Source organism: Lentzea sokolovensis, from assembly GCF_033949975.1.
Taxonomy (GTDB): domain Bacteria; phylum Actinomycetota; class Actinomycetes; order Mycobacteriales; family Pseudonocardiaceae; genus Lentzea; species Lentzea sokolovensis.
The window spans coordinates 196,211-223,032 of record NZ_JAXAVU010000016.1; the positions used below are offsets into that span (position 1 = coordinate 196,211).

Consider the following 26,822-nt stretch of genomic DNA (forward strand, 5'->3'; position numbering starts at 1 on the left):
GCGCAGGCCAGCGAACGCGAGCACGTGCGGGAGCTGTGCCGGATCCTGGCCTCGACCTCGCGTGCCGACACCGCCGCGGTGTGGCGCTACCTGGCCGCGGACTGGGCACGCACCGGCGAGCGTTCCGACGGCCGGCAGCGGTTCCTGCTGGACCGGGCGATGCGCGGTGAGGGCGTGAACTGGCACGACTACACCGCGCTGATGGGCATCGGCCGCCCCGAGGAGGTCGACGCGGCGTTCGACCGCGGCGAGGACATGGTCGGCGTGGCGGTGATCGGCCTGGCGATGTCGTATCCGGACCCGTTGGTCGCCTTACGCCGTGTCGCTCGCGCGTTGGACCACAACCGCATCGAGGTGCGCCGGCAGGGCGCGACGGCGCTGGCGCACGTGGCCCGGATCCACGGGGTGGTGTCGCGGGAGTGCCTGGAGGTGCTGCGCCGGCATCCGGACGAGGTGGCCGAGGACGACCTGTGGACGTTCATCGAGCATCGCCGGCTGCCTGCGTGGTTGTGGTGGCGGCGGCTCAGGGCGCGGCCAGGGCGGCGAGTTCCGCGCGGACGGCGGTCTCGGTTACGAGGTTGCGCTGCCCCACGGCCCGGCGCAGCGCCTCCTCGAAGTGCCGGCGGGCCTTGCCCCGGTCGCCTTCGGCCTTCGCGACGCGGCCGCGTTGCACGGCGATGTGGCAGCGCATCTGGTCCGGGCCGTACCAGCCGCCGGGGCAGCGTTCCCAGGCCTGGTCGCACTCCAGGTAGGCGGTCGCGTAGTCGCCGGTGACGCGGGCGAGCTCGGCCAGGCCGAGGTGGGCGCCCGCCTGCACCACGAGCGCTCCGGCACGCCGGGACAGCGACAGGGCCAGGACGAAATCGGCTCGGGCGCCGTCGAGGTCGCCGGTCATCAGGGTGGCCTGGGCACGGGCGATGACGGCTTCGGCGGTGTCCTCGGTGGCGCCGAGCTCGTCGAGCAGGCCGCGGCCGCGTTCGATGTGGATCAGGGCGTGCGCGGCGTCGCCCTGGTCGAGGGCGATCTCGCCGAGCTGGTTGAACGCGAGCGCCGCGCCCCACCGGTCACCGACCCGCGTGAACGCCGCCGCGGCTCGGTGCAGCAGCTCGGCACCCGTCGCCGGGTCACCTCCCATGCGGGCCACGAGACCGTCGCCGACCAGCGCGAGGGCCGCGCTCCACGGGTCCTGGCCGAGCAGCCGGTTGCGGCGGTGCCACACCTGCGAGTCGTCCTCGGGCGCGCCCAGCGCCATGCCCCACATCATGGTCATGATCGGGTAGCGCGGCGGGTCGAGGAGCCTGTCCATCAGCGCGTCGGCCTGGCGGATGCGGGCGCTCTGGTCACCGGTCGCGACCGGCCACGCGATCAGCAGGCACAGCGCGTACTCCTGTTCACGGCCGTGCGGCGGGGTTTCGCCGCACGCGTGCAGCACGGCGTCGGCCTGCTGTGCGGCCTCGGTGCGCAGGCCGCGGAACCAGTAGTAGGTGGCGAGCGCGGCGACGAGTTCCAGTGCGAGCCCGAGGTCGTGGGCGGTGGCCCAGGTGACGGCGGCGACGAGGTTGTCGTGGTCGGCGGCGAGGCGGGCCAGCCACTGGATCTGGTCGTGGGAGCGCAGGTGCGGTTCGGCCTGCTGGGTGCGGTCGAGGAACCACCGCGCGTGCTCGCGGCGGAGATCGGGTGCGTGGGTGGCGCAGAACGCGCGGATGGTGTCGAGCATGCGGTAGCGGTCGTCGGTGACCTCGACGAGTGACTTGTCCACCAACGAGGTCAGAGTGTCTACATCGGACTGGCACACGGCGGTGACGGTGTCGAGGGCGGCGCCGCCGCTGAACACGGTGAAGCGGGCGGCGAGGTCGCGTTCGGCGTCGGTGAGCAGGTCCCAGCTCCACTCGACGACGGCGTGCAGCGTGCGGTGGCGGGGCGCGGCGGTGCGGCTGCCCTTGGACAGCAACCGGAACCGGTCGTCGAGCCGGGCCGCGATCTCGGTGAGGGGCAGGGACCGGACGCGGGCGGCGGCGAGTTCGATGGCGAGCGCGATGCCGTCCAGCCGCCGGCACACCTCGGCGATGACGGCCGGGTCGGCGTGGAATCCCGGCTTCACCGCCCGGGCCCGGTCGAGGAACAGGCGGGTGGCGGCGTCGTCGTCCAGTGCGGTGACCGGGCTCAGGGTCTCGCCGGTGATGCCGAGCGGTTCCCGGCTGGTCGCGAGCACCCGCACGTCCGGGCAGGTGGTGAGGATGCCGCCGAGCACGCGGGCGGCGTCGTCGACGACGTGTTCGCAGTTGTCCACGACCAGCACGACGTCCCGCGCCGCCAGCGCCGCGTGCAGCCGGTCCTCGACGCTGAGCGGCCCGGCCGACAGGAGTCCGGCCTCGCGGATCCCGAGACCGTCGAGCACCGCGCGGGCGACGTCGGCGGTGGCGCTGAGGTCGACGAACGCCACCTCGCCGGGTTCGCGATGCGCCACCTCGACCGCGAGCCGCGTCTTCCCGGTTCCGCCGGGGCCGATCAGCGTGACCAGCCGGTTGTCGCGCAACCACTTCGACACGCGCCGCAGGTCCTCGTCCCGGCCGACGAAGCTGGTCAGCTGCGCGGGCACACCGCGGTGCGGCGCCTGGGCCCGCAGCACCTCCAGGTGTGCGGACGCGAGCACGGGGGAGGGATCGACACCCAGTTCGTCGGCCAGCAGTGCCCGGCCCTGCGTGAACACGTCCAGGGCCTCGGTCTGGCGGCCGTCGCGGTGCAGCGACCGCATCAACGCCGCCCGCACGTCCTCGCGCAACGGATGCTCCGCCACCAGGTCGCGAAGCTGCTCGCTGGTCCCGCCGGACAGCGCGCAGCGGATGAGCACCTCGGTCAGCCGCTGCCTCGCCTCCGGCACGAACGGCGCGTCGACGTCGGCCAGCGCCGGTCCGCGCCACAACGCCAGCGCGTCGGCCACCCGGCCGGCTTCCAGCAGCTCGACGCACCGCAGGTGATCCACCACGGACGGCTCCGCGACGAGCCGGTAGCCGGCCGGGTGGTGCTCGATCACCAGCCCCGGCACGGCCCGGCGCAGCCGCGAGACCTGCGACTGCAGCGCGTTGGCCGCACCGGCGGGCGGCTCGGCGTACAAGCCGCCGATCAGCTGGTCGTGTCCCACGATCCGCCCAGCGTCGAGCACGAGCATCGCCAGCAGGGCGCGCTGCCGTGGCGCCGCGACCTCCACGCCGTCGACCAGCACCGGACCGAGCACCCCGAACTTCACCTGGCTGATTCTTCCCGAGTCACAAGATCCACGAGACCGGAACCGGCCTTGGTCCGAATAGGTCGACTATCAATGCATCCCGGTGACACCCCGTATCAGCTCCGCCACGTGCGGTCTCCTTCCGTTCGGTCGGGGACGAACCAATCGAGCGGAGAACCATGAGACCCAGCATCACGGTCGGCGCCGCACTAGCGGCCACCGTGGCACTCGCCCTGCCTGCGCACGCAGCCACCGGCAACCTGCCCGGCGGCACGAGCATCGGCGTGACCATCACCGGCCCGGCGAACAACGCCGTGGTCGTACCCGGCCCGGTCACCGTGACCGGCAAGGCGTCGATCGGCACCGGCGCCGCGGTCGTCGACACCGCCCTGACCTACGTGCTCGACGTGTCCGGTTCCACCGGCGGCACCGTGACCGCGGGCTGCGGCGGCGACCAGAACGGCGACGGCAACCCCGCGACGATCCTGGACTGCGAGATCGCCGCCGCCCGGTCCCTCAACGCCAAGGCCGCGGTCCCCAACACCGTCGTCGGCAGCGTCGGCGCCGCCGTGTTCGGCTCGGACAGCGCGACCGTCGACGTCAGCCCGGCGCCAGGTGACCAGAAGGTCGCCGCGCCCAATGCCGACGCCAACGGCAACGGCACCACCGACATCTCCGAAGCCCTGGGCAGCGCGCACATCGGCAACGTGCAGCTCTTCACCCCGCACAGCTTCGCCTCCGGTACCAACTACACCGCGGGCCTGACCGCCGGCCTCGCCTCGGCCACCGCCGCTCCGCAGCAGCGCAAGCTGATGATCTTCCTGTCCGACGGTGCCGGCTCCGGTGCCGTCGACGCCCAGCTGCAACAGGCGGTGAACGCCGGCATCAAGATCTTCACCTTCGCCGTGTCCAACGGCGTCGCCTGCGGCCAGGCGAGCGCCCCGAACTCGTTGCGCAAGATCGCCGAGACCACCGGCGGCACCTGCACCGAGGTCCCGGACGTCTCCCAGCTGCCCGACGTCGTACCCGGCGTCATCGCCTCCAAGCTCACCCAGCTGACGCTGAAGGTCGACGGCGGCGCGGACCTCCCGATCACCTCGATCACGCCGGGTCTGCCGCAGGACGGGCCCGCGACGGTCGACTACTCGGTCGACACCCCGGCGCTGGCCGCGGGCACGCACGAGCTGTGCGTCACCGCCCGCGGCACTGATGGCGGCGGAGCCGGTGGCGTGACCGAGTGCGTCACCGTCAAGGTCAACGCCCCGCCCGTCGTCAAGCCCGGCGGCCCGTACGCCGGCCAGGAAGGCACCGACGTCAGCCTCGCGGGCCTGGTGACCGACCCCGACGGCCCGTCACTGACCACGGCGTGGACCGCGGCCCCGCAGTCCGGCGTGGACGCGGGCGCGACCTGCTCGTTCGGCAACGCCGCCGCCCAGACCACGACGGTCAAGTGCACCGATGACGGCGTGTGGCAGCTGACGCTGACCGGCAACGACGGCCTCAACCCGCCCGTCGCCGTGTCCACCACGCTGACGCTGACCAACGTCGCCCCGCAGGTCACCCTGAACGCCGACAAGACGCTCGTCACCCGCGGCACCACCGTGAACTTCTCCGCGCCGCTCACCGACATCGCCACCAACGACAAGCACACCTGCACCCTGGACTTCGACGACGGCAGCCCGGTCGTCAACGGCACCGTCGCCCAGGGAGCCGGTAGCGGCACCTGCACCGCCTCGCGCACGTTCACCGCACTGGGCGCGCACAACGTCCTGGTCAAGGTGACCGACGACGACGGCGCCTCGGCCACCGCCGTCGTGAAGGTCGTGGTCTACCTGCGCGGCGAGGCGTGGGCACTCAACGCGACCGGCCTGATCACCGTCGCCAAGACACCGCACGCCCAGTGCCCGCCCAACGAGGACAAGACCGTCGCCTCGGTCAACGTCCTGGGCCTGGCGTCGGTCAACGCCCTGCACGCCGACTGCACCCTCGACGCGAACACCGGCCGCACCGTCGCGTCGGCACGGGTGGAGGGAGCCTCACTGCTGGGTGGGGCGATCACGCTCAACGCCATCGAGGCCAAGTGCGTGAGTGACGCCAGCGGCGTCGCCGGCTCGTCGAAGGTCGGCACGCTCAACGGCCAGCCCATCGGCACCGGCCCCGCCACCATCGGCATCCCCGGCGTCGCGACCGTGCACCTCAACGAGACCGCGACCGGACCGAACGGCCAGCTGATCCAGAACGCCGTCCGGGTCCGCACGCTGCTCGGCCAGGAGATCATCCTGTCGGCCTGCCGCCTGGGCTGACCTCGCTGGGCTGACGCTCCTGCGGCGTCAGCCCAGTTCGTGCCCCGTGGTGGCGTCGACGTGGGCCGGGACCTCGTCGTGCCGGTCGCCCACGGTCAGCGTTCCGGTGGGCTCGAACAGCAGGATCCGCGCACCATCGGGAGACGACGGCTTGTGGAACGTGCCCCGCGGCACGGTGAACACCGAGCCCTGAGGCAGCACGACCGTGCGCTCGCCCCCGGCCTCACGCAGCCCGATGAACAGCTCACCGTCCAGAACGAGGAAGAACTCGTCGGTGTCGTCGTGAACGTGCCAGACGTGCTCGCCACGCACCTTCGTGACGCGCACGTCGTAGTCGTTCACGCGGCTCACGATGCGAGGGCTCCACAGGGCGTCGAAGGAGGCCAGAGCCTTGTCCAGGGCGATGGGTTCGTTCATGTCGTTGAGCCTCGCCCCTGTCACGACCACGGCGTGAGTGCTAGGAATCGCACATGCCGCAAGAATCCTCGCACCGCGTCGTCGTCATCGTGGACGAGAACTCCAACCCCTTCGAACTCGGCTGCGCCACCGAGGTCTTCGGCCTGCACCGCCCCGAGATCGGCGGCCACCTCTACGACTTCCGCCTCTGCTCACCACAACCGCACACGGCGATGCGCGACGGCTTCTTCACCCTCACCGGCGTCACGGACCTCGGCGCCACGGACACCGCCGACACCCTCATCGTCCCCAACCGCCCCAACGTCGAGGTACCCCGACGCCCGGAGGTCCTCGACGCCATCCGCCGGGCCCACGCCCGCGGCGCCCGCCTCGTCGGCTTCTGCAGCGGCGCCTTCACCCTCGCCGAAGCAGGAGTCCTCGACGGCCGCCGCGCCACCGCCCACTGGCAGTGGGCCGACGACTTCCGCACCCGCTTCCCGGCCGTGCACCTCGAACCCGACGTCCTGTTCGTCGACGACGGCGACATCCTCACCTCCGCCGGCAGCGCCGCCGCCCTCGACCTCGGCCTGCACCTCGTACGCCGCGACCACGGCGCCGAGATCGCCAACTCCGTCAGCCGCCGCCTCGTCTTCGCCGCCCACCGCGACGGCGGCCAACGCCAGTTCGTCGAACGCCCGGTACCCGACCTGCCCGACGAGTCACTCGCCCCCGTCCTCGCGTGGGCCCAGCACCACCTCGACACCCCGCTCACCGTCACCTCGCTGGCCGCCCGCGCCGCCGTCAGCCCAGCCACGTTGCACCGCCGGTTCCAAGCCCAGCTCGGCACCACACCGCTGGCATGGCTCACCGGAGAACGCGTCACCCTCGCGCGCCGGCTCATCGAACTGGGGGAGCGGCGCTTCGACGTCGTCGCCCGCCGCACAGGCCTGGGCACCGCGGCCAACCTGCGCGCCCTGATGCGCCGCGAAACCGGCCTCACGCCGTCGGACTACCGGCGCCGCTTCAGCTCAGCGCCCGCAGAATGATCCGCTCGACCACCCGCGTCTTCGCGTCCGCGTAGTCCTGCACCCGCTTCCAGGTCCGGCCCGCCAACTCCCGCTTCGTGCGCTCGTACTCCTCCCGATCCTCCGGGTAAGCGCGCAGCCTGTCCCGGAAGGCCAGCATCCGATCGAGCTCCTCACACCTGGGGGAGTAGACGTGCAGGTTCACCTTCGGCTCCGTGCCCTTGAGCAACCGGTGCTCGTGCCAGACCCGTTCCCGCAGCCGCAGGGAGTAGCCCGCCGCCACCAACGCCGGCACGTAGGCGTCCTCATCGGCCGAATCCGGCACGATCAGCAGGATGTCGATCAACGGCTTCGCCGCCAGCCCCGGCACCGACGTCGACCCCACGTGCTCCAGCCTGACGATCCTCTCGCCCAGCGCAGCCCGGATCTTCGCCTCCTCGACGGCGAACCACCGCGGCCAGACCGGGTTGTAGTCCTCCAGCACCACCGGCGCGTTGTGCGGCAGCGTCTCCGTCACGAACTCCACCTCGCCCGGCTCCACCGGACGCGCCAGATAAGCACGTTCGAGAATGTCCAGCACGACCTCGGTCTTCGCGGCCGCGTAGTCCTGCACCCGCTCCCACTCCCGCCCGGCCAGCGCCCGCTTCGCCGACGCGTACAACTCGCGGTCCTCAGCGTCGTCGCGCAACCAGTCGCGGAACAGCAGATGCCGCCGCACCTGAGCACACCCGCGCGGGAACACGTGCAGATTGATGTTCGTGTCCGGACCCTTGAGGATCCGGTGGTCGTGCCAGTCGTCCTCCCGCACCGTCACCCGATACCCCGCGGCCTCCAACGCCGGCACGTACGCCGCCTCGTCCAGCGGGTCGTCCACCACCAGCATCAGGTCGATCACCGGCTTGGCGCACAACCCCGGCACCGACGTCGACCCCACGTGCTCCAGCTCGGCATCCGGCAGAACGGCGAGAACCCGCGACCGCTCCCGTTCATAAAGACCAGGCCAGGCGACGTCGTACTCGGCAAGCTCGATGTTCACGGCAAACCCCCACATAGGCAGTCGGCCAGAATATCAACTCCCGAACAGGTCACCCGCCGACTCGACCCGCGCCAGCACCTCGTCCGCGGTGAACACCAGGTCCTCCACGACCTCGCAGTCCTCGACCTCGTCCCACGTGATCGGCGTCGACACCGCCGGCCGCTCCCGGGCCCGCAACGAGTACGGCACGATCGTCGTCTTCGCCGGGTTGTTCTGCGACCAGTCGATGAACACCTTCCCAGGCCGCTGCGCCTTCGCCATCGTCGACACGATCAGCTTCGGATGCTCCTGCGCCAACCGCTGCGCCACCGCCTTCGCGTACTCCGACGTGTCCTTCGCCGGCGCGTACGCGTACACCTGCATGCCCTTGTTGCCCGACGTCTTCGCCCACGAGTCCACACCGTCGTCGTCCAGCACCATCCGCACCTGCTCCGCGACCCGGCAACACTCCACGATCGTCGCCGGAGCACCCGGATCCAGGTCGAACACCAGCAGATCAGGATCCCGCTTGCCCCCGCGCGGCCCCACCGTCCACTGCGGCACGTGCAACTCCAGCGCCGCCAGGTTCGCCAGCCACACCAGCGTCGCCAGCTCGTCCACCATCACGTAGTTGACGGTCTCGTTGCCCTTCGAACTACCCGGCGACTCCAGCCGCATCGTCCGCACCCACTCCGGACGGTGCTCCGGCGCGTTCTTCTCGAAGAACCACTTCCCGTCCACCCCGTTGGGGTAGCGCTTCAACGTCACCGGACGGTCCTTGAGATGAGGGAGCAGCACCGGCGCGATCCGGGTGTAGTAATCGATCACCTCACCCTTGGTGAACCCGAACTCCGGATACAACAACTTGTCCAGGTTCGTCAGCTTCAACACCCGATCCTCGACCCGCACAGTCGCGTCACTGCTGGTCAACCCGACGCACCTCCTCCGGCGCCTTGTCCGGCCGCAACCCGCGCCACGCCGGAAACCGCATCCGCCCGTCCGGCGTCCACTGCCGGAACACCACCTCCGCCACCAACTCCGGCTCCACCCACAACGCACCCTTCGCCCGTTCCCGCGGCATCTCCGTCACGAACGGCGAACCCTTGCGCGCCAACGCCTTCAACCGCGGCGTCAACACCGCCAACTCGGCATCGTTGAACCCGGTCCCCACCGAACCCGCGAACGCCAGCCCGCCGTCCTGGGGGATACCCAGCAACAGCGCCCCCACCACACCCGCACGCTTGCCCTCACCCATCCGCCAGCCGCCGATCACCACCTCCTGCGCCAACAGGTCCGTGATCTTGCGCCACACCGGGCTGCGCATCCCCGGCTGATAGACCGAATCCAGCCGCTTCGCGACCACGCCCTCCAGACCCTGCTCACGGCTCGCCGCCAGCACCGAGGCACCGTCCTCGTCGTAGGACGGGGGAGTCAGCCAGTTCGGGCCCTTCAGCTCCAGACCCCTGAGCAGCTCACGCCGCTGCCGGAACGGAAGCTGCATCGTGGAGCTGCCATCCAGGTGCAGCAGATCGAACAGCAGCAACGTCGCCGGATACTGCCTCGCCGCCCGGCGCGCGGCCTCCGACTTCGTCACGTGCATCCGGTTCTGCAACGCGCTGAAACTCGGCCTGCCGTTCTGCAACGCGACGATCTCCCCGTCGAGCAACGCCTCCGTCGACCCCAGCTGCTCACCCACACCCTGCAGCTCCGGATAGGCGACCGTGATGTCGTTGCCCAACCGCGACCACGCCTGCACGCGACCACCCTCGACCCTCAGGATCGCCCGGACGCCGTCCCACTTGAACTCATAGGCCCAAAGATCATCATCATCCTGGGGGAGAGGCCCCGGAACAGCGAGCATCGGCTTCAGCTGCTCCGGCAAGGTCTGCCAGTCCGGACGCGCCGCGGCGTGCCGGCGCTTCATCATCCAGTTCTTCTCGTCCTTGCCCGACCGGAAGAACACGAACTGACCCTGCACACGACGACCGTGCAGAACGACGTCCACCTCACGGTCCGACCACTTCACCGTCTCATAGCGGCCGCGATCCCAGATGACCATCTCGCCGCCGCCGTACTCACCCTTCGGAATCTCCCCGGAGAACTGCGCGTACTCCAACGGATGGTCCTCGGTGTGCACGGCCAGACGCACCACATCAGTCGTGGACGGCAAACCCTTCGGCACCGCCCACGACACCAGAACACCATCACGCTCCAACCGCACATCCCAATGCAGGCTGCTCGCGTGATGCTCCTGAATCACGAACGTGTCGTTGTCGCCCCTCGGCAACTCATCCGCGCTCGGAACGGGCTCCGGCGTCCTGGCCGGATCCCTCTTGCGCCGGTACTCGTCGAGCCCGGCCATCTACGCCGACGAAGCCTTCTTCTTCGGCGGAGCCTTCTTCTCGCTCTTCCGCCCGGCCTTCGCCTTCTCCACACTGCGCTCCAGCGCCGTCATCAAATCGATGACATCGCCCTTCTCCTCGGCCTCCGGCTGCTCGGGCAACTCCGCACCCTCCGCCTTCGCCGCGATCACCTTCTCCAGCGCGTCCCGATAATCGTCGGTGAACGTGTCCGGATCGAAGTCACCCGCCATCGACTCCACCAGCGACGTCGCCATCTTCAACTCCTGCGGCCGCACCTCCACGTCCTGGTCCAGGAAGTCGAACTCCGCCTTGCGGATCTCGTCCGGCCACAACATCGTGTGCATCACCAGCACGTCATCACGCGCCCGGATCGTCGCCAGCGTCTCCTTCTGCCGGATCGTGATCTTCACGACCGCCAGCTGACCCGTCTTGACGAGAGCGTCCCGCAGCAACACGTACGGCCGCGCCGCCGCCTTGTCCGGCTCCAGGTAGTACGTCTTCTGGAAGTAGATCGGATCGATCTCCTCCGCCGGCACGAACTCCAGCACGTCGATCGACTTGTCGGTCTTCACCGGCAACTTGTCGAAGTCCTCGTTCTCCATGATCACCATCCGGCCGTCGTCCAACTCATAGCCCTTGGTGATCTCCGAATACTCGACCTCTTCACCGCACACCGAACAGACGCGCTTGTACTTGATGCGCCCGCCGTCCTCCCGGTGCACCTGGTTGAAACGGAAGTCGTGCTCCTCGACAGCCGTGTAGAGGCGCACGGCGATCGTCACCAACCCGAAGGAGATGGCCCCACGCCACACGGATCTCATTCTCATTGGGTACCCCTGAAATGCGGTTTTCGCACTATCAGATCACCCACTTGGCCTAACGATCCGGCAACTGAGCGACCCCCGGCCCACGCGTCACAACCGAGAGTCCCGCATCCCACTGGAACACCGCTAGATGTCCTTGAGCGCCCGATACGTCCTGTTGCTCGCCACCGCAGCCCGTCGCTCGCGCGCCGTCGCCTCGATGTAGTTCTGACTCGTCGCCAAACTCGCATGCCCCAGCAGCGCCATGATCTCGCTCGCGTTCGCCCCGTCCTCGGCCAGCCGCGTCGCGAACGTGTGCCGCAGAGCGTGCAGACTCGCCCCCGTCGGCACCCGGTCGTTCAGCCCCGCCCACCGGAAACACGACTTGACCAGGTACTCCAGCCCACCCCGCCCGATCGGCTCACCGTGCCTGTCCCTGAGCAGCGCCGACTCACGATCAAAACGCCCCTGAGGGAAACGCTGCTTACAACTCTTCAGGTACGCCTCCACGATGCGTTCCATCGGAGGCTCGATGGGAACGGACCTGTCGCGGTTGCCCTTGCCCTTCACGTGCAGCCGCTGATCACCCTCCCGCCCGACCACGCTCGCCAACGTCAACGTGCGCATCTCCGCGCTCCGGAGCCCGGCGACCAGCCCCAGCGCGATGACCAGCACGTCCCGCTCAGGCCACGGATCACGCCCCTTGCGCGCACCCTCCGCCGCGGCCGTGAGCAACTGCTCGGGGGTGTCCTCACCCCGCAGGGGCTTGGGCACGAGCGGAGGCGTCTTGGGACGGGCGATTGCGCCCATCGGGTTGCCGGCGATGAGGTCCTCGGCCACGCAGAACGTCAGGAACTGATTCCACGTGGACCAGGCCCGCAGCACGGAGCTCTTGGCGTGGGTGTCCGCGAACAACCCGAAAGCCTGACGGAGGTTCGCCCCGGTGAGCTGGCCCATCGTGAGTTCCTCGACGGGGGAGAGGAGGGTCTCGGCCAGGAGTGTGTTCACGCCGGAGAGATCCCGCTGGTAGGCGGCCGTCGTGTGCGGCGAGTCCTTGCGAGTCCGGCGGGCGAGGAAGAAGGCGTCCTGGGCGGCGAGCACGTGCATATGGATCTTGTACCGCACACCACCGACAATTCCGCGCACTGTGCTGGATAATGGCGATTATGCATGAAATCTCCGTTTCGCCGGGATTCGACGTGGCGGAGGAAGCCGCTGGACCAGGTGGCGTCACTTGTCGGGGATCGCGAACGTAATGGCACCCCGCCACGTACGTCTCACTGACGACACGTCGGTGTCGACCGCGCTCCGACATCGCCGTGGATCTGATGTTGTGGCGTCTGCAAGCGCAGCCGACCTGCCCGTTGGCTGTGGCTTGCAGACGCGCCAACACGGGCGTTTCAGCCCCTTCTGGGACGATCTTCGCAGGTCGCCGTTTTGCCGATAATCTACATTATGTCAAGTAACGTGGATTCGGCCCTGGTGGCGGGACTCTCCTGGGCCGGGTTTCCTGAGCCGTCGGCGCTGCTGGCGTCCGCGACCGTCACGTCGGTGTCCGTGGCGGGCTGTCCTCATGAACTTCTGGCGTGGGGTCGTTTTCACGACCGCCGCGGCTGGCTCTGTCAGCCGCCTTCTCGTGTCGCCGGCTCTCCGGCGTTCCTGGAACGCCTCTGGGCGGTGTTCGGCGGGATCGTTGAGCCGTTCGCTGGTCCGTCGACGCTGTAGCTGAACCAGAACGAGGTGTTGACGGTGTCGGCGTCGCGGACGTCGTTCGCTGATGTCGTCGGCCAGCACGACTGGCTGTGGACGGACGAGATGCCGCCCCTTCCGGGCGAGGAGTTGCTTCCTTTCGTCACCGTGGCGATAGAGGCCAACGGGAACCTGACGGCGGCGCACGTCGAGACAGGCCGTCTTGTGCTGTTCGCGCCCGACCATTCGTTTCGACGGCGTCACACCGCTGGCGAAGTGTCCGCCGTACTCCCTGTACTCGTTCGACGCGATGCCGGACGTCGTTTCGTGGGTCGAGGCGTGCGCGGCGGAGTGGCGTCTGCCGTGAGGTCTCCCCTGCCATGCTTCGCGTCATGTCTGACTGGGATCGGCTCCTCGACGAACACAAGCGCTTCTACGACCCCGATGTCGTCGTCGGTGAGCCCTCGTCGTGGACACGCGGCCCTCTAGCGGAGTTTCCCCAACTGTCGGCGCTGCTGGCGTCCGCGACCGTGACTCCGGTGTCCGCGGCGGGCCGTTCGTACGAACTGCTGGCGTGGGGTCCTGCTGAAGCGCGTCGCGGCTGGTTGTGCGATCCGCCGTTGCGGAAGGCCGACGCTCCCGCGTTCCTGGAGCGGCTCTGGGCGGTGTTCGGCGGCATCGTCGAGCGTTTCGGTGATCCGTCGGAGTTGACGCTCAACCTGACCGAGGTGCTGACGGTGGGGGCGACGACGAGTGAGTCGATCGTGGAGGCCCTTCCGCATTACGGCTGGGCGTGGGAGGACGAAGGGCTGACGGTTCCGGTCGAAGAGATGCGGCCTTACGTCACTGTGGCGATAGAGGCGAATGCGAACCTGACGGCGGCGCATCGTGAGACGGGTCATCTGGTGTGGTTCGCACCGGATCATGCGGCTGATGGCGTCACGCCGTTGCCTGGGTGTCCTGAATACTCGTTGTACACCTACGACGCGATGCCGGATGTCTGGTCGTGGGTGGAGTCGATCGCGCGTGACTGGCAGGCTGCGCGTTCATGATCGATGAGTTCGCGAAGAAGTACCTGCACGACGATTTGCGTGAGTTGCGCGAGGTGTTGGTGTGGAAGCTCGACGGGTTGGCCGAGGCGGATGTGCGGCGGCCGTTGGTGGGGTCGGGGACGAATCTGCTGGGTTTGGTGAAGCATCTGACGTTGGCGGAGTCGCGGTACTTCGGTGAGGTGTTCGGGCGGCCGTTTCCTGAGCCGATGCCTCGGTGGGACGACTTGGCGGCGCGTGGGTCGGACATGCGGGCGGACGAGTCGGAGTCGCGTGAGGACATCGTCGAGCGTTATCGGCGTGCGTGCGCGCACTCGGATGCGACGATCTCCGCGCTTGCGGTGGACTCCCCTGGTCATGTGCCGTGGTGGCCGCGTCCGGACGTGATGTTGTTCAACGTGTTGGTGCACGTGACGACGGAGACCGCGCGGCATGCGGGGCACGCTGACATCTTGCGGGAGCAGATCGACGGCGCGACCGGTGAGGGGCGTTGAGGCAGACTCCCCCGCATGCGTTTTGCGATCTACGTGCCTTGTTATGGCGAGACCTATGGCGATCCGGCGGTGCTGTGTTCGTTGGCCGTTGAGGCCGAGGCGGCCGGCTGGGACGGGTTCTTCATGTGGGATCACCTGGTGGCGGAGCCGTTGGTGGCTGATCCGTGGGTGACGTTGGGTGCGGTGGCGGCGCGGACGTCGCGGATCACGTTGGGGCCGATGATCACGCCTGTCCCCCGGCGTCGTCCGTGGAAGCTGGCGGTGGAGGCGTCGACCTTGCAGCGGTTGTCGGGTGGGCGGCTGGTGCTCGGGGTGGGGATGGGTGTGCCTCGGGATTACACGTCGTTCGGTGAGGCGTCGGACGCGCGGTCGCGTGCGGCGCGGTTGACCGAGGGTGTGGAGTTGGTGCAGGAGTTGCTCTCGGGTGAGCCGGTGGAGCATCGGGGTGGCGTGTTCGAGGCGTCCGGGGTGCGGTTCGCTCCGGTGGACGTGCCGGTGTGGACGTCGGGGATCTGGCCGCGGAAGGTGCCGTTCCTGGCGGCGGCGCGGGCGTCGGGGTTGTTTCCGATCATTCAGGACGGGTCGGTTGGGTTCGCGGTGGCGTCTCCTGCGCAGGCGGCGTCGATGAAGGCGGAGTTCGTGGCCGCGGGTGGGCCTGCGGACGGGGATTTGGCGATCTGGGGTGGTGGGGCGCGGCCGTCGGTGGCGCAGGTGTCGGAGTTCGCGGACGCTGGTGCGACGTGGTTGTTGCTGGACGGGTGGAAGGCGTCGCTTTCGGAGCTGCGTTCGCACATTTCCGCTGGTCCGCCGCGTTAGAACGATCTTGTCGGGGGTGCTTGCCACACTGAGGGGCATGGATTACGCGATCTATGTTCCTTCGTTCGGTTCGTCGCTGGGTGATCCTTCGGTGCTGGTGTCGCTTGCTGTGGAGGCTGAGGAGGCGGGGTGGGACGGGTTCTTCCTGTGGGATCACGTGGTGGTGCCGGAGGAGCCTGTTGTGGCTGATGTGTGGGTGACGTTGGGTGCGGTGGCGGCGCGGACGTCGAGGCTTCGGCTGGGGCCTTTGGTGACGTCGCTGGGGCGTCGGCGGCCGTGGAAGGTGGCGTTGGAGGCGTCGACTTTGCAGCGGTTGTCGGGTGGGCGGCTGGTGCTCGGGGTGGGTGCGGGTGTGCCGCAGGACTACTCCCCCTTCGGCGAGCGTGCGTCGCGTGCTGGGGCGATGTCGGAGGGCGTCGAGTTGCTGCGGGCGTTGTTGTCCGGCGCCGAGGTCGAGCACCGCGGTGCGTTGTTCGAGGTGTCCGGGGTGCGGTTCGCGCCGGTGGAGGTGCCGATCTGGGTCGGCGGGAACTGGCCGCGTTCGACGCCGTTCCGTGCGGCGGAGCACGCGGCGGGCGTGGTGCCGGCGACGTTCGGCCCTGACGGTCTGGTGGTGCTCTCCCCCGAGGACGCCGCTCGTGTGAAGGCGGACTTCGTGGCGTCGGGCGGGCCTGACGACGGTGATGTCGTGATGTGGGGTGGCGGCGTGTTGCCGGAGGAGGTGAAGGAGTACGAGGCCGCGGGTGTGACGTGGATGCTGACCGACGGTAGCGCGCGGGAGCTGGATGAGCTGCGGGCGTTCGTGGCGGCCGGTCCGCCGCGGTCAGGCGTGTAGGCCTCGGAGCAGGGTTTCGAGGTAGCGGCGTGCGGTGGTGAGCCGGTCGGCCGGGCTCGCGCTGTGCACGTAGGTGGCGTAGGAGATGCCGCACATGAGCGGGACGAGGTCGTCGTCGTGCACGTCGGGGCGGACGGTTCCGGCGTCGCGGGCGCGGGCGAGCAGTTTGGCTCCGGTGGCGAGGATCTGCGCTTTGAGTTCGGTGGTGCGTGGCAGCACGTCGTGGGTCGTGGCGGCGACCTTGACGAGTGCGGCGTCGGTGACCTGGCCTTCGACGAGCGTGGTGAGGAAGTCGGCGAAGGCTTTCCACGGGTCGTCGTGGGTGAGGGCTTGTTCGCCGTGGCCGGCGAGTGCTTCGAGGCAGGGCGTGGCGACGGTCTCGAGGAGCGCTTCGGTGGTCGGGAAGTGCCGGTAGACCGTGCCGACGCCCAGTCCTGCGCGGCGGGCGACGTCGTTGAGCTGCAGCGGGGTGCCTTCGTCGACGAGTTCTCTGGCGACGGTGACGATGTGCTCCCAGTTGCGGGCGGCGTCTTTCCGCTGCGGCGTCATGCCTCCAGCCTAATTGGATACGCCATCCGGAACGCGGACGAGTGGCGCGTGCCTCTCGCTGAGCCTGCGCACGGCCTGTTGGACGCGTGGGTCCGTGGCTGTGCGGTGGGGTGAGACGGGAACGGCACGGCGCCCGATGACGGTGCCGGAAGGCAGTGTCTTGTCTGTGGCGGCCAGGATCGAGGACCGGGCTGCCATGGCGGCAGGCCCTGAGGTCGCCTTCTCGAACGTGCGGCGGACCAACGGCCACAGCAGTCGCAGTCCTGGTGACACGATCTTGGACGTGCGCATGGTGCCGTCGGTCATGTCGGTGTCCGCACCTCCGGGGTCGGCCGCGAGCACCGCCACCTTCGTCTGCCGCTGGGCGAGGTCGAGGGTGTAGGCGAGGTTCGCGAGCTTGGCGCGCCCGTACCAGTGGAACCCGTAGTAGCCGCCAGGCGGCTCGACCTCGTCGAACACCTTCTTGGCGACCACCACGGAACCAGACGTCACGTTCACCACCCGGCCGGTCAGCACCGGGAGCAGGAGTTCGGTGAGCAGGTAGGGCGAGAGGTGGTTGACCACGAACGACGCTTCGACGCCGTCGAACTCGGCGCGATCGGCGAACATGGCGCCGACGTTGTTGACCAGCACCTCCAGTTCCCCTTCGGCGGCGATCCGCTCGGCGAGCGCGCGCACCGCGTCGAGCGAGGCGAGGTCGGCCTGCAGGAATCTCGCGGGCTCCCCTGCCCTGGCGTTGATCCTCTCGACGGCTTGCGCCCCACGTTCGGCGTTGCGCCCCACAACCGTGACGGCGAATCCTGCCTGAGCGAGCCCCAGTGCCGTCTCCAGCCCGATACCGCCGGTCCCCGCGGTGACCACTGCCTTGCGCGCCATGACACTCCCCAATCCGGATAGCTGATCCGCTTAAGATCGACGCTAGCACACATACGGATGAGCTATCCGTTTCAAGGCGGGCGAGAATGCGGCCGTGGATCTTGGGGTGATCGGCCAGGCTGCAGGCATGTTCGCGGTGACGAACGTCGACGACCTGGTGCTCCTCGCGCTGTTCTTCGCGCGGGCGAAGTCGGCCTGGCGGGTCGTGACGGCCCAGTACCTGGGCTTCACCGCCATCCTCGCGATAGCCGTCATCGGCGCCCTGGGCGCATCCCTGCTCCCCGCCCAGTTCCGCCCGTGGCTGGGCCTGATCCCCCTGGCACTGGGCCTCAAGGCCGCCTGGTCCCTGTGGCGAGGCTCCGACGACGAGGACGAACCGGACGCCGCTCCCGGCATCCTCGCGATGGCCGGCGTGACCCTGGCCAACGGTGGCGACAACATCGGCGTCTACGTGCCGGTCTTCGCCGTGGCGGACTCGCTGTGGGTCTACGTCGCGGTGTTCCTGCTGCTGGTCGGCGTGTGGTGCCTGGCGGGCTGGTTCCTGGCCTCCCGTCAGGTGGTGGCACGAGCCCTGGCCAAGTGGGGCCACATCGCTCTTCCGGTCGTACTGATCGCCATTGGTCTTTTGGTGTTGTTCTCCGGATGAGCCGTCACTTGTCGGGTAGACATTTCGGGTGCGAAAGACCTACAGCTACAACGAGGCCGTCAAGATCCTCGGCGGCAAGGAGCACCCGGTCGTCGCGGCCATGGACAAGGTCCTGGGCGGGTTGCTGCTCCTGGGTTCGTTGGGCATGTGGGAGGTGCTGTCCCTCTTCGACGCCAAGCCGGACTTCCTCCGCCTGAGCAACGAGCTGATCTCCAAGGTCTCCGCGAAGCGCCGGGGCGTGAGTCGCTACACCCGCACGCAGCAGCTGCACGCCGCGCACGCTGTCCTGGTGATGACGGCGTTCTTCGAGGCGTTCGAGGAGCAGCAGGTCCACGTGAAGCTCACCAAGGAGGACCGCGAGCTCGTCGCGAGGTTCAGCCCGTGGGAGCTGGAGCTGCCGCTTCCGTCAGTGGGCCGTTCCTACGACGAGAACCTGGTCGTGGTGGCACGTACCTACGACCAGCTCGCCGGCGACCTGCTCTCCGCGGTGATGAGTCTGGCGTGCTGGGACGGCCTCGACGAGAACGAGCAGGAGCAAGTGACCGAAGCGGTCCAGCACATCACGACATGTGCGCTGGTGCGGTACCAGGAGTTGCTGGGTCAGCTCGCCGCCGAGTTTCCCGAGATCAGGTTCTGGTGCTCGATCGAGGACGGCCGTTCGGTGCGCAAGGCGTTGGCACGGCTGGAGGACGTGCTCAGCGAGACCACGACCGACCTGATGCCCGAGGTGCGGCTCGCCGAGCTGGCAGGTGCCTACCGGGGCGCGTTGCGGCGGTCGTTGGTGAAGTCGACCGAGGTGCCGGACGGCGTGCGGATCCCGAGCCTGTCCGACGCCTATGTAGATCCCCGGTTTCAGGTCGTGACCGACACGGATCGAGCGCTGGCGCCGTCGCTGCTCGCGTGGTGGGACGACGTGCCCGTCCGTGACGATTTCTACGCCTATCTGGCGGGGTATCTGACGTCGCCGGAGGCATTGGCGGCTCCCCTGCTGGTGCTGGGGGATCCGGGTTCGGGCAAGTCGGTGCTGACCGAGATGCTCGCGGCGCGGTTGCCGGCGTCGGACTTCGCCGTGGTGCGGGTGGAGCTGCGCTGCACGCCCTCAGACGCCGATCTCGTGCACCAGATCGAGTGCGGCCTGCACACCCTGCTGCACGAGCCGGTCAGCTGGGCGGACTTCTCCCGCAACACCGGTGGCGCGTTGCCGTTGGTCGTGCTGGACGGCTTCGACGAACTGCTGCAGGCCACCGGGGTGAGCCAGACCCGGTATCTGACGATCATCGCCGAGTTCCAGCAGCGCCTGGAGGACATGGGCAGGCCGACGGTGTTCGTGGTGACGAGCCGGTTGAGCGTGTGTGCGGGCCTGGAGATGCCGTGGCACACGCAGGTGGTGCGGTTGATGCCGTTCTCCGACGGCCAAGTGCGTTCGTGGCTGGAGGTGTGGAACTCGGTCAACCGCCCGCTGCCTGCCGAGACCGTGCTGCGGTATCCGGATCTGGCTTCGCAGCCGTTGTTGTTGCTGATGCTGGCGTTGTACGACGCGGTGGATGATTCGTTCCAGCGCGACCATCTCAGCCTGAGCCGCGGGCAGCTGTACGCACGCCTGCTCGACCTGTTCGCCCGGCGCGAGGTGACCAAGAGCGGCGAGTCACGCTCCCCTGCTGATCTGGACCACGACGTCGAGTTCGAGCTCGACCGGTTGTCGGTGGTGGCGCTCGCGATGTTCAACCGCGGCGTGCAGTGGATCGCCGAGCAGGACGTGACGGCGGACCTCGTCCAGCTGCTCGCTCTCGACTCCCCTGACCGGTTGATCGGAACCCACACACGGCTGTCGGCCGGCGAGACGGTGCTGGGGCGGTTCTTCTTCGTGCAGAAGACGGAGGCCACACGCGCGGACTCCACCACGCTGCGAACCTACGAGTTCCTGCACGCCACCTTCGGCGAGTACCTCGTGGCGCGGTTCGTGTGGAACAGGCTCACCGAACTGCGGGAAGAGGACCGGGCCCGGTCGAAGCGCAAGGCTTCGGCGGACGACACCGAGCTCTACGCCGTGCTGTCCTACATGGCGCTCGTGACGAGCAAACCGGTGCTGGACTTCCTGCGGGAGTTCGCGGCGAAGTCCGACCGGGAAGGTTTGTTCGACCTGGTCTCACGCTTGTTCGCGGCGCGCGACGAGACCAGGAAGCAGCGCGGCGACTACTCGCCGGTGGCATTGCCCGACTCGGTGCGGGACGCGAAGTACTCGCTCAACCTGGCGGTGCTGGCGTTGGTTCTGCGGGACAAGCTCTTCGCCGACGAACTGGGTGTGAGTGTGGACGACTGGCGGCGGTTGATGCTGTTCTGGAAGTCGCGGCTGTCGTCAAGCGAGTGGGCGAACGTGGTGCTGTGGTTCTGGGTCGATCGCGACACCGACCGGCATTTCTCAGTGAACCTGAACAACCGCGGTCGCGAGGTCCACAACGAGTGGCTTCTGATGTCGGAGCCGTACGTGACGTTGGACGACGTCAGCGTGACGCTTCGGGACACTCTGACACCACTGACGTCCCAGTGCGGCATCATCGTGACATCAGCGTTGATCAACTTGATGGCCACCCCGGTCGACAGGTGTGTGCCTGCGCTCATGGAATTATACGAGGCCGAAGGCGACGTGATGTTTTCGCGTGAGCTCTTCAGCAGATTGGGCACAGGCGGCGATGATGTCGAGCTGATGGAACAGTTCTCATATCTGGTCGACAGAGTCCACATCAACGACAAGATGGAAGGCCTCCTGAGGCTGCACGATCTAGGCGTGCACGTGAACGACATCGACCCCGAAACGTTCAGCCTCGTAGGGTTGCTGGAAAGACTCGACCAGAAGATCCTCCAGAAGCTGCGTCCTGATCTGGTCAAGCGGGCCAGGCGGGCGGCGGAGGAGCTGGGCGTTGAGTTGACCTGGTGAGTTCGGCGGCCAGTGCCGTCAGTTCCTGCTCGCTGATGTCGCGCTCCCCCACCCGCCGCAGCAACTCGGAACGCGAGCACACAACGATCGCGCCAGGCCGCCCACCGAGATCGGCAGCGGCCACGATCTCCGCCTCCCCGTTGTGCAGGACCAGGATCGGGTCGGGCGTTTCGGTGTAGAGCAGGTGCTCGATGTCCCGTCCGGTGATGGCCATGGTCAGTCTTGTACGGCGCGGGCGTAGCGGGCCGCAAGAGTGCGAACGTGTGCCACGAGCTCTGGTGGTGAGGTGACTTCGAAGTCGAAGCCGAGCATGCCGATCCACACGGCGAGTGTTTCGACGGTGTCGGAGCCGGTCACGAGCACGCAGGAGGCGTCGTCCACGGCTTCGACGGTGCCGATGGCGGCGTTGATGCGGGCGGCGACGGCGTCGGCCGGGGCGTGGACGAGGACGCGGGCCTGGAAGCGCCAGGCGGCTTGGGTCACGCGGGAGGCGACGTAGGTGGTGGCGTCGAAGTCTCGTGGGGCGAAGCGCGGGCCGTGAGGCGGTTGGGGTGGGGTGATGCGGTCCACGCGGAAGCTGCGCCAGTCCTGTTTGTCGGCGTCCCAGGCGACGAGGTACCAGCGGCGGCCCCAGTTGACGAGGCGGTGGGGTTCCACACGGCGGCGGGTCGCGGTGCCGTCGTGGGCGTTGTAGTCGAAGCGGAGGGTGTCGCTGTCGCGGCAGGCGGCGGCGAGGACTGTCAGCAACTCCGGGTCGAGGGCGGGTGCTGGGGAGTCGCGTGGGACGGATTCGACCTGTTCCAGGGCTGACACGCGGTGGCGCAAACGCGAGGGCAGGACCTGTTCCAGCTTCAGCAACGCGCGCAGGGACACCTCTTCCAGGCCTGTGACGGCGTTGGTGCGCAGGGCGGCCGCGACGGCGACGGCCTCGTTGTCGTCGAGCAGCAGGGGTGGGAGTTCGGCGCCGGCGCCGAGGCGGTAGCCGCCGAACGAGCCCGTGGTGGCGTTGACCGGGTAGCCGAGTTCGCGCAGGCGGTCCACGTCGCGGCGGACGGTGCGGGGGCTGATCCGCAGTTCGTCGGCCAGTTCGCTGCCCTGCCAGTCGCGGCGTGACTGCAGCAGGGCGAGCAGGCGCAGCAGGCGCGCCGATGTTTCCAACATGGACGGACACTTTAGGACAGAGGCTGGCCGCAAGCGTCGTTAGCCTCGGGTTATGACGGAGATCAGGGAATTCCACATCGCGATCGACAACGCCGACATCGACGAGTTGCGGCTTCGTCTGACGCGGACGCGGTGGACCGACCAGGTGCCGGGGGCCGGTTCGCTCTACGGGGACGACGTCGCGGACGTGAAGGAGATGGCGCGGTACTGGGCCGGGGAGTTCGACTGGCGGGCCGTGGAGGCCAGGCTCAACTCCTTCCCGCAGTTCGTCACCGAGATCGACGGCACGAACGTTCACTTCCTGCACGTCACGAGCCCGAACCCGGACGCGTTGCCGGTCATGCTGATCCACGGCTGGCCCGGTTCGGTGCTGGAGTTCGTCGACGTGATCGAGCACCTGCGCGAGGACCACCACCTGGTCATCCCCTCGATCCCCGGCTTCGGGTTCTCCGGGCCCACTACCGACACGGGCTGGCACTCCGGGCGGATCGCGAAGGCGTTCGCGGAGCTGATGGCACGGCTGGGCTACCAGCGCTACGGCGTGCACGGCAACGACGCGGGGGCGATCATCGCGCCTCAGCTCGGGCAGGTCGACCCGGAGCACGTGGCAGGCGTGCACGTGACGCAGATCTTCTCGTTCCCCTCGGGTGATCCTGCCGAGATGGAGGGCCTGACCGAGGACGACCACCGCCGGCTCGGGGTGCTGCAGAACTTCTGGGAGACGATGTCGGGGTACGCGAAGCTGCAGCAGGCGCGGCCGCAGAACGTGGCGTTCGCGCTCGCGGACTCCCCCGTCGGGCAGCTCGCCTGGACGATGCAGCTCATGGGCGAACCGGTCGTCACGAAGGACTTCCTGCTCGCGAACGTGGCGATCTACTGGTTCACCGCGACCGCCGGGTCGAGTGCGCGGCTGTACTTCGAGGACGCCCACCGCGAGGACCAGCCGACCGAACCGACGACGGTGCCGATGGGTGTCGCGATCTTCCCCGACGACTTCCAGACCATCCGCCGCTTCGCCGAGCGCGATCACCGCAACCTGGTGCACTGGTCGGAGTTCGAGCGGGGCGGGCACTACTCCGGGCACGACTCGCCGGAGCTGCTGGCGGGCGACCTGAAGGTGTTCTTCGCCAAGATGTAGCGGTGCCGCAGTGGGTGGAAGCAGGGATCTGGGGACTGGCAGGCGGCGGGGCGCTCGTGGCGGGCGCGCTCGTCGCCTGGTTCCTGCGCGTGCCCGGCGACGTCGTGGCCGTGGTGATGGCGTTCGGCTCGGGCGTGCTGACCGCCGCGGCGGCGTTCGAGCTGATGGACGAGGCGGAGAAGACCGGTGGCCTGCTCGCCACCTCCGCCGGGTTCCTCGGCGGCGCGGTCGGCTACGTGCTGGCGAACCTGCTGCTCGCCCGGTACGGGGCGCGGCACCGCAAGCGCAGCAGCAACCAGCCGACCGAGACCGACCAGGCCGGCAGCGGCACCGCGATCGCCGTGGGCGCGCTGCTCGACGGCATCCCCGAGTCGGTCGTGCTGGGCGTGTCCCTGCTCAGCGGCGGCGGGGTCGGGGTGGCGATGCTCGCGGCCGTGGTCATCTCGAACGTCCCCGAGGGGCTCTCCAGCGTCGCCGGCATGAAGCAGGCCGGGCGCGGACCCGGTTACGTGTTCGGGGTGTGGGGTGCGATCGCGGTCGCGAGCGGGCTGTCCGCGGCGGCGGGCAACCTGCTGCTCGACGGCGCGTCACCGCAGCTCATCGCCGTGATCACGGCCGTCGCGGCGGGAGCGATCCTGGCGATGATCGCGGACACCATGATCCCCGAGGCCTACGAACGCGCCCGTCTCTACACCGGGCTGTGCACCACCGCCGGGTTCCTGACGGCGTTCGTGGTGGAACGGCTCGGCTGACCGGCTGGCGCACCTCACGCGGTCGCGGTAGGAGTTGCTGTCATGGGTGTTCCGCTGGTGGACCTGTCCGGGTGGTTCGACGGCACGCGCCGTGCCGAGGTGGCGGGCCGCGTCGACGCGGCGCTACGTGAGTCGGGGTTCCTGCTGATCACCGGGCACGGCGTCCCGGACGACCTGCGCGCGCGGACCCGAGCGCTGACCCGGGAGTTCTTCGCCTTGCCCACCCCCGGCAAGCAGCCCTACGCGGTGCGCACGGGCGGTCGGGGCTGGTTGCCGCCCGACGAGCAGGCGACCGGGCGCGCCGACGGGGCGATGGCGCCGCCGGACCTGAAGGAGACACTGGCGTTCGGCTCGGACGACCCGGCGGGCGGTGACCCGTTCTTCTTCCGCCCCAACGTCTTCCCCACCCAGGTGCCGGGCCTCCAGGCGGCCGTGACCGAGTACGTGCGGCGGATGCGGGCGCTGTCCGACGAGCTGCTGACGATCTTCGCGGTCGCCCTGGGTGAACCCGAGACTCTGTTCACCCGGCACACCGGCAACGCCTCGTACACGCTCAACGTCAACCACTACCCGCCGCTGAGGCAGGTCGGGCCCGCCGGTCCGGGGCAGTTCCGCATCGGCGAGCACACCGACTTCGGCACCGTCACGATCCTGGACCGCCAGCACGGCGTGGGCGGCCTGCAGGTCCGCACCCTCGACGGGGTGTGGGAGAACGCGCCGTTCGACCCGGCCGCCTTCACCGTGAACATCGGCGACCTGATGGCCCGCTGGACCTCCGACCGGTGGCGTTCCACCCCGCACCGCGTCCTGCCGCCCGACGCCTCCGCGCCCGACGAGGACCTGGTGTCGCTGATCTTCTTCTACAACACTGACCACGACGCGCGGATCGTGTCGCTCGACGGCCGCTACCCCGAGGTGGTGGGCGGCGAGTACCTGCGGGCCAAGCTGCAGGCCATCTCCATCGGACAGAGGACTGTGCGTGGCGATCGGTGAGCTCTACGACCTGGTGATCGACTGCCCGGACCCGCGCGAACTCGCCGGGTTCTACCGGCAGGTGGTCGGCGGCGAGATCGTCGACGCCGATGCCGAGTGGGCCACTCTGGTCATCTCGGACGGCCGCCGGGTGTCGTTTCAGCGCGTCGAGGGCTACGCGCCGCCGCGCTGGCCAGGTCAGGAGCATCCGCAGCAGATGCACCTCGACGTCATCGTCACCGATCTCGACGAGTCCGAACCGCTCGTGCTGGCATTGGGCGCCACGCTGCTCGAAGGCTCGTCGAAGAGCATCGGGTTCCGCATCTACGCCGATCCCGCCGGGCATCCGTTCTGCCTGGTCACCAACTAGGCGCGCCAGACCGTGGCGCTGCGGGTCTCGGTGCTCTCCAGCGTCAACGGCACCGGTACCTCGTAGCGGGCCTGCGCGGTGAACAGGTCGTGCGGCAGGTGCGCGCGGTCCGGATCGCCGAGCAGCACCAGTGCGCCGCGTGCGGCGGCCCTGGTCAGGAACGGCAGCACGAGCGCGGTGATCTCCGCGTCGTAGAACACGTCGCCGGCCAGCACCACGTCGGCGCCGTGGGCGTCGCTGTCGAGCTGGTCACCGCCCAGGGTGCCGACGGTGACGACGTTGGCCACGGCGTTGAGTTCCACCGCCGCCAGCGCCAGGGGGTCGATGTCGTTCGCGGTCACCGACTCCGCTCCGGCCAGGGCCGCGGCGATCGCGACCAGGCCGGAACCCGAGGCCAGGTCGAACACCTTCTTGTCGCGCACCAGCCCCGAGTTGTCGAGCAGGTGCCGCGCCAGGGCCTGGCCGCCCGCCCACGGGAACGCCCAGAACGGCGGCTGGTCGTGGTGCGTGAGCTCCCACAGGTCCATCGCCTCGGCCGCGCTGTGCAGCAGCACCTCGGGCACCAGCGGCACCGGGGCCAGCGTCGTGTTGGCGAGCACGAAGTCGGTGAGCGTGGGCGCGGACATGACGGAGAAGCTTAGGGGCAGCGCGAACACCGACCGCAGAGGCGAAAGGCCACACCTGGGGAGATCACATGCCGCCGGCGACCCGCAGGATCGTGCCCGTCGTGTACGAGGCCTCCTCCGAGAGCAGCCACGCGATGGCGTTCGCGATCTCGTCGGCCTCACCGGGGCGGCCCAGCGGGATGCGGGAGGCGACGCGGTCGGGGCGGTCGGGCTGGCCGGAGAGCCGGTGGATGTCGGTGCGGATCGTGCCGGGCTGCACGCAGTTGACCCGGATCCCCCGCGGCGCGAGCTCCTTGCCCAGGCCGATCGTGAGCGCGTCGACGGCGGCCTTGGTGGCGGCGTAGTGCACGTACTCCCCCGGACTGCCCAGCGTCGCCGCCCCGGAGGACACGTTCACGATCGAGCCGCTCGTCATCCGCCGCGCCGCCTCCCGTGCGACGAAGAACGCGCCGATGACGTTGACGTCGACCACGCGGCGCAGGTCCTCGGTGCGCAACTCGGCCAGCGGGCCGGACGGGGAGGTGATGCCCGCGTTGTTGACCACGCCGGTGATGTCGTCGCCGGCCGCGTCGAACAGGCGCGCCACGTCGTTCTCGTCGGCGGTGTCGGCCTGTACGGCGAGCACACCGAGTTCCTCCTCCAGCGCACGCGCCTCGTCGGCCGCCTGGCGGTAGCTGATCACGACCCGGTGCCCGTCGCGCACGAGCCTGCGCGCGGTCGCGGCACCGATACCCCGGCTTCCCCCGGTGATCACCGTTGTCATGCCACCCACCCTAACCCCGT

26 protein-coding genes are annotated in these 26,822 nt (G+C 69.0%); 13 read left to right on the forward strand and 13 right to left on the reverse strand.

Annotated features, from left to right (window positions below):
* Positions 1-523: 523 nt before the first annotated feature.
* Positions 524-3,247 (reverse strand): BTAD domain-containing putative transcriptional regulator, encoded by a 2,724-nt coding sequence (locus tag SK854_RS41230; protein WP_319980580.1) that lies wholly within the window; start codon positions 3,245-3,247, stop codon positions 524-526.
* Positions 3,248-3,405: 158 nt separating this feature from the next.
* On the opposite strand from SK854_RS41230, the gene SK854_RS41235 reads away from it, so the two are divergent.
* On the forward strand, positions 3,406-5,529 hold the full coding sequence (locus tag SK854_RS41235) for a choice-of-anchor P family protein (protein ID WP_319980581.1): 2,124 nt from the start codon (positions 3,406-3,408) through the stop codon (positions 5,527-5,529).
* A 27-nt stretch (positions 5,530-5,556) separates the two neighbouring features.
* Here the strand turns inward: SK854_RS41235 and SK854_RS41240 are convergent, their stop codons facing one another.
* On the reverse strand, positions 5,557-5,946 hold the full coding sequence (locus SK854_RS41240) for a cupin domain-containing protein (protein ID WP_319980582.1): 390 nt from the start codon (positions 5,944-5,946) through the stop codon (positions 5,557-5,559).
* A gap of 53 nt (positions 5,947-5,999) precedes the next feature.
* On the opposite strand from SK854_RS41240, the gene SK854_RS41245 reads away from it, so the two are divergent.
* Positions 6,000-6,971: a GlxA family transcriptional regulator gene (locus SK854_RS41245; RefSeq protein WP_319980583.1), complete on the forward strand. Its 972-nt coding sequence runs from the start codon at positions 6,000-6,002 to the stop codon at positions 6,969-6,971.
* On the opposite strand, the gene SK854_RS41250 is transcribed toward SK854_RS41245, so the two are convergent.
* The 5 genes from SK854_RS41250 to SK854_RS41270 all read right to left on the reverse strand — a co-directional run bounded on the left by SK854_RS41250 (position 6,949) and on the right by SK854_RS41270 (position 12,256).
* A complete protein-coding gene (locus SK854_RS41250; RefSeq protein WP_319980584.1) occupies positions 6,949-7,986 on the reverse strand; it encodes a GrpB family protein in 1,038 nt (345 codons plus the stop codon). The two genes, SK854_RS41245 and SK854_RS41250, sit on opposite strands and share 23 nt — an antisense overlap.
* A 33-nt stretch (positions 7,987-8,019) precedes the next feature.
* Positions 8,020-8,895, reverse strand: a complete 876-nt coding sequence (gene ligD, locus SK854_RS41255) for a non-homologous end-joining DNA ligase (protein ID WP_319980585.1) — start codon at positions 8,893-8,895, stop codon at positions 8,020-8,022.
* Entirely contained in the window at positions 8,882-10,327 is a 1,446-nt protein-coding gene (gene ligD, locus SK854_RS41260; protein ID WP_319980586.1) for a non-homologous end-joining DNA ligase, read from the reverse strand. Before ligD (SK854_RS41260) ends, ligD (SK854_RS41255) begins: the two co-directional genes overlap by 14 nt.
* The gene (ku, locus tag SK854_RS41265; protein ID WP_319980587.1) at positions 10,328-11,149 is read right to left on the reverse strand and encodes a non-homologous end joining protein Ku; all 822 of its coding nucleotides are present in this window, start codon (positions 11,147-11,149) and stop codon (positions 10,328-10,330) included.
* Positions 11,150-11,278: 129 nt separating this feature from the next.
* On the reverse strand, positions 11,279-12,256 hold the full coding sequence (locus SK854_RS41270; RefSeq protein ID WP_319980912.1) for a tyrosine-type recombinase/integrase: 978 nt from the start codon (positions 12,254-12,256) through the stop codon (positions 11,279-11,281).
* 330 nt (positions 12,257-12,586) lie between these two features.
* On the opposite strand from SK854_RS41270, the gene SK854_RS41275 reads away from it, so the two are divergent.
* The 5 genes from SK854_RS41275 to SK854_RS41295 all read left to right on the forward strand — a co-directional run bounded on the left by SK854_RS41275 (position 12,587) and on the right by SK854_RS41295 (position 16,014).
* Complete coding sequence (locus tag SK854_RS41275) at positions 12,587-12,856, forward strand: hypothetical protein (RefSeq protein WP_319980588.1); 270 nt, start codon at positions 12,587-12,589, stop codon at positions 12,854-12,856.
* 356 nt (positions 12,857-13,212) lie between these two features.
* Positions 13,213-13,872, forward strand: coding sequence for a hypothetical protein (locus SK854_RS41280; protein WP_319980589.1), 660 nt, complete (start codon positions 13,213-13,215; stop codon positions 13,870-13,872).
* Positions 13,869-14,363, forward strand: a complete 495-nt coding sequence (locus SK854_RS41285) for a DinB family protein (protein WP_319980590.1) — start codon at positions 13,869-13,871, stop codon at positions 14,361-14,363. Before SK854_RS41280 ends, SK854_RS41285 begins: the two co-directional genes overlap by 4 nt.
* 15 nt (positions 14,364-14,378) lie before the next feature.
* The gene (locus tag SK854_RS41290; RefSeq protein ID WP_319980591.1) at positions 14,379-15,179 is read left to right on the forward strand and encodes an LLM class flavin-dependent oxidoreductase; all 801 of its coding nucleotides are present in this window, start codon (positions 14,379-14,381) and stop codon (positions 15,177-15,179) included.
* A gap of 37 nt (positions 15,180-15,216) precedes the next feature.
* Positions 15,217-16,014: an LLM class flavin-dependent oxidoreductase gene (locus SK854_RS41295; protein ID WP_319980592.1), complete on the forward strand. Its 798-nt coding sequence runs from the start codon at positions 15,217-15,219 to the stop codon at positions 16,012-16,014.
* Here SK854_RS41295 and SK854_RS41300 read toward each other — a convergent pair.
* Together SK854_RS41300 and SK854_RS41305 are read right to left on the reverse strand one after the other, a co-directional pair.
* On the reverse strand, positions 16,003-16,563 hold the full coding sequence (locus tag SK854_RS41300; RefSeq protein WP_319980593.1) for a TetR/AcrR family transcriptional regulator: 561 nt from the start codon (positions 16,561-16,563) through the stop codon (positions 16,003-16,005). The two genes, SK854_RS41295 and SK854_RS41300, sit on opposite strands and share 12 nt — an antisense overlap.
* A gap of 9 nt (positions 16,564-16,572) precedes the next feature.
* Positions 16,573-17,439, reverse strand: coding sequence for an SDR family NAD(P)-dependent oxidoreductase (locus SK854_RS41305; protein WP_319980594.1), 867 nt, complete (start codon positions 17,437-17,439; stop codon positions 16,573-16,575).
* A gap of 94 nt (positions 17,440-17,533) precedes the next feature.
* Here SK854_RS41305 and SK854_RS41310 point away from each other — a divergent pair, with 94 nt between their 5' ends.
* Together SK854_RS41310 and SK854_RS41315 are read left to right on the forward strand one after the other, a co-directional pair.
* Positions 17,534-18,085 (forward strand): cadmium resistance transporter, encoded by a 552-nt coding sequence (locus SK854_RS41310; RefSeq protein WP_319980595.1) that lies wholly within the window; start codon positions 17,534-17,536, stop codon positions 18,083-18,085.
* Between the two features lie 28 nt (positions 18,086-18,113).
* Entirely contained in the window at positions 18,114-21,020 is a 2,907-nt protein-coding gene (locus SK854_RS41315) for an NACHT domain-containing protein (RefSeq protein ID WP_319980596.1), read from the forward strand.
* Here the strand turns inward: SK854_RS41315 and SK854_RS41320 are convergent.
* Complete coding sequence (locus SK854_RS41320; RefSeq protein WP_319980597.1) at positions 20,968-21,234, reverse strand: hypothetical protein; 267 nt, start codon at positions 21,232-21,234, stop codon at positions 20,968-20,970. The genes SK854_RS41315 and SK854_RS41320 overlap by 53 nt on opposite strands.
* A gap of 2 nt (positions 21,235-21,236) precedes the next feature.
* Positions 21,237-22,181 (reverse strand): helix-turn-helix transcriptional regulator, encoded by a 945-nt coding sequence (locus SK854_RS41325; protein ID WP_319980598.1) that lies wholly within the window; start codon positions 22,179-22,181, stop codon positions 21,237-21,239.
* A gap of 52 nt (positions 22,182-22,233) precedes the next feature.
* Between SK854_RS41325 and SK854_RS41330 the strand changes: the two genes are divergently transcribed.
* The 4 genes from SK854_RS41330 to SK854_RS41345 are packed head-to-tail and all read left to right on the forward strand — an operon-like array spanning position 22,234 to position 25,413.
* A complete protein-coding gene (locus SK854_RS41330) occupies positions 22,234-23,319 on the forward strand; it encodes an epoxide hydrolase family protein (protein WP_319980599.1) in 1,086 nt (361 codons plus the stop codon).
* Positions 23,320-23,321: 2 nt separating this feature from the next.
* Positions 23,322-24,071 (forward strand): ZIP family metal transporter, encoded by a 750-nt coding sequence (locus SK854_RS41335; protein WP_319980600.1) that lies wholly within the window; start codon positions 23,322-23,324, stop codon positions 24,069-24,071.
* Between the two features lie 42 nt (positions 24,072-24,113).
* Complete coding sequence (locus SK854_RS41340; RefSeq protein ID WP_319980601.1) at positions 24,114-25,064, forward strand: isopenicillin N synthase family dioxygenase; 951 nt, start codon at positions 24,114-24,116, stop codon at positions 25,062-25,064.
* Positions 25,051-25,413, forward strand: coding sequence for a VOC family protein (locus tag SK854_RS41345; RefSeq protein ID WP_319980602.1), 363 nt, complete (start codon positions 25,051-25,053; stop codon positions 25,411-25,413). The genes SK854_RS41340 and SK854_RS41345 overlap by 14 nt, the downstream gene beginning before the upstream one ends.
* Here SK854_RS41345 and SK854_RS41350 read toward each other — a convergent pair.
* The gene (locus SK854_RS41350) at positions 25,410-26,039 is read right to left on the reverse strand and encodes a class I SAM-dependent methyltransferase (protein WP_319980603.1); all 630 of its coding nucleotides are present in this window, start codon (positions 26,037-26,039) and stop codon (positions 25,410-25,412) included. The genes SK854_RS41345 and SK854_RS41350 overlap by 4 nt on opposite strands.
* A gap of 64 nt (positions 26,040-26,103) precedes the next feature.
* Entirely contained in the window at positions 26,104-26,802 is a 699-nt protein-coding gene (locus tag SK854_RS41355; protein ID WP_319980604.1) for an SDR family oxidoreductase, read from the reverse strand.
* Positions 26,803-26,822: the final 20 nt, after the last annotated feature.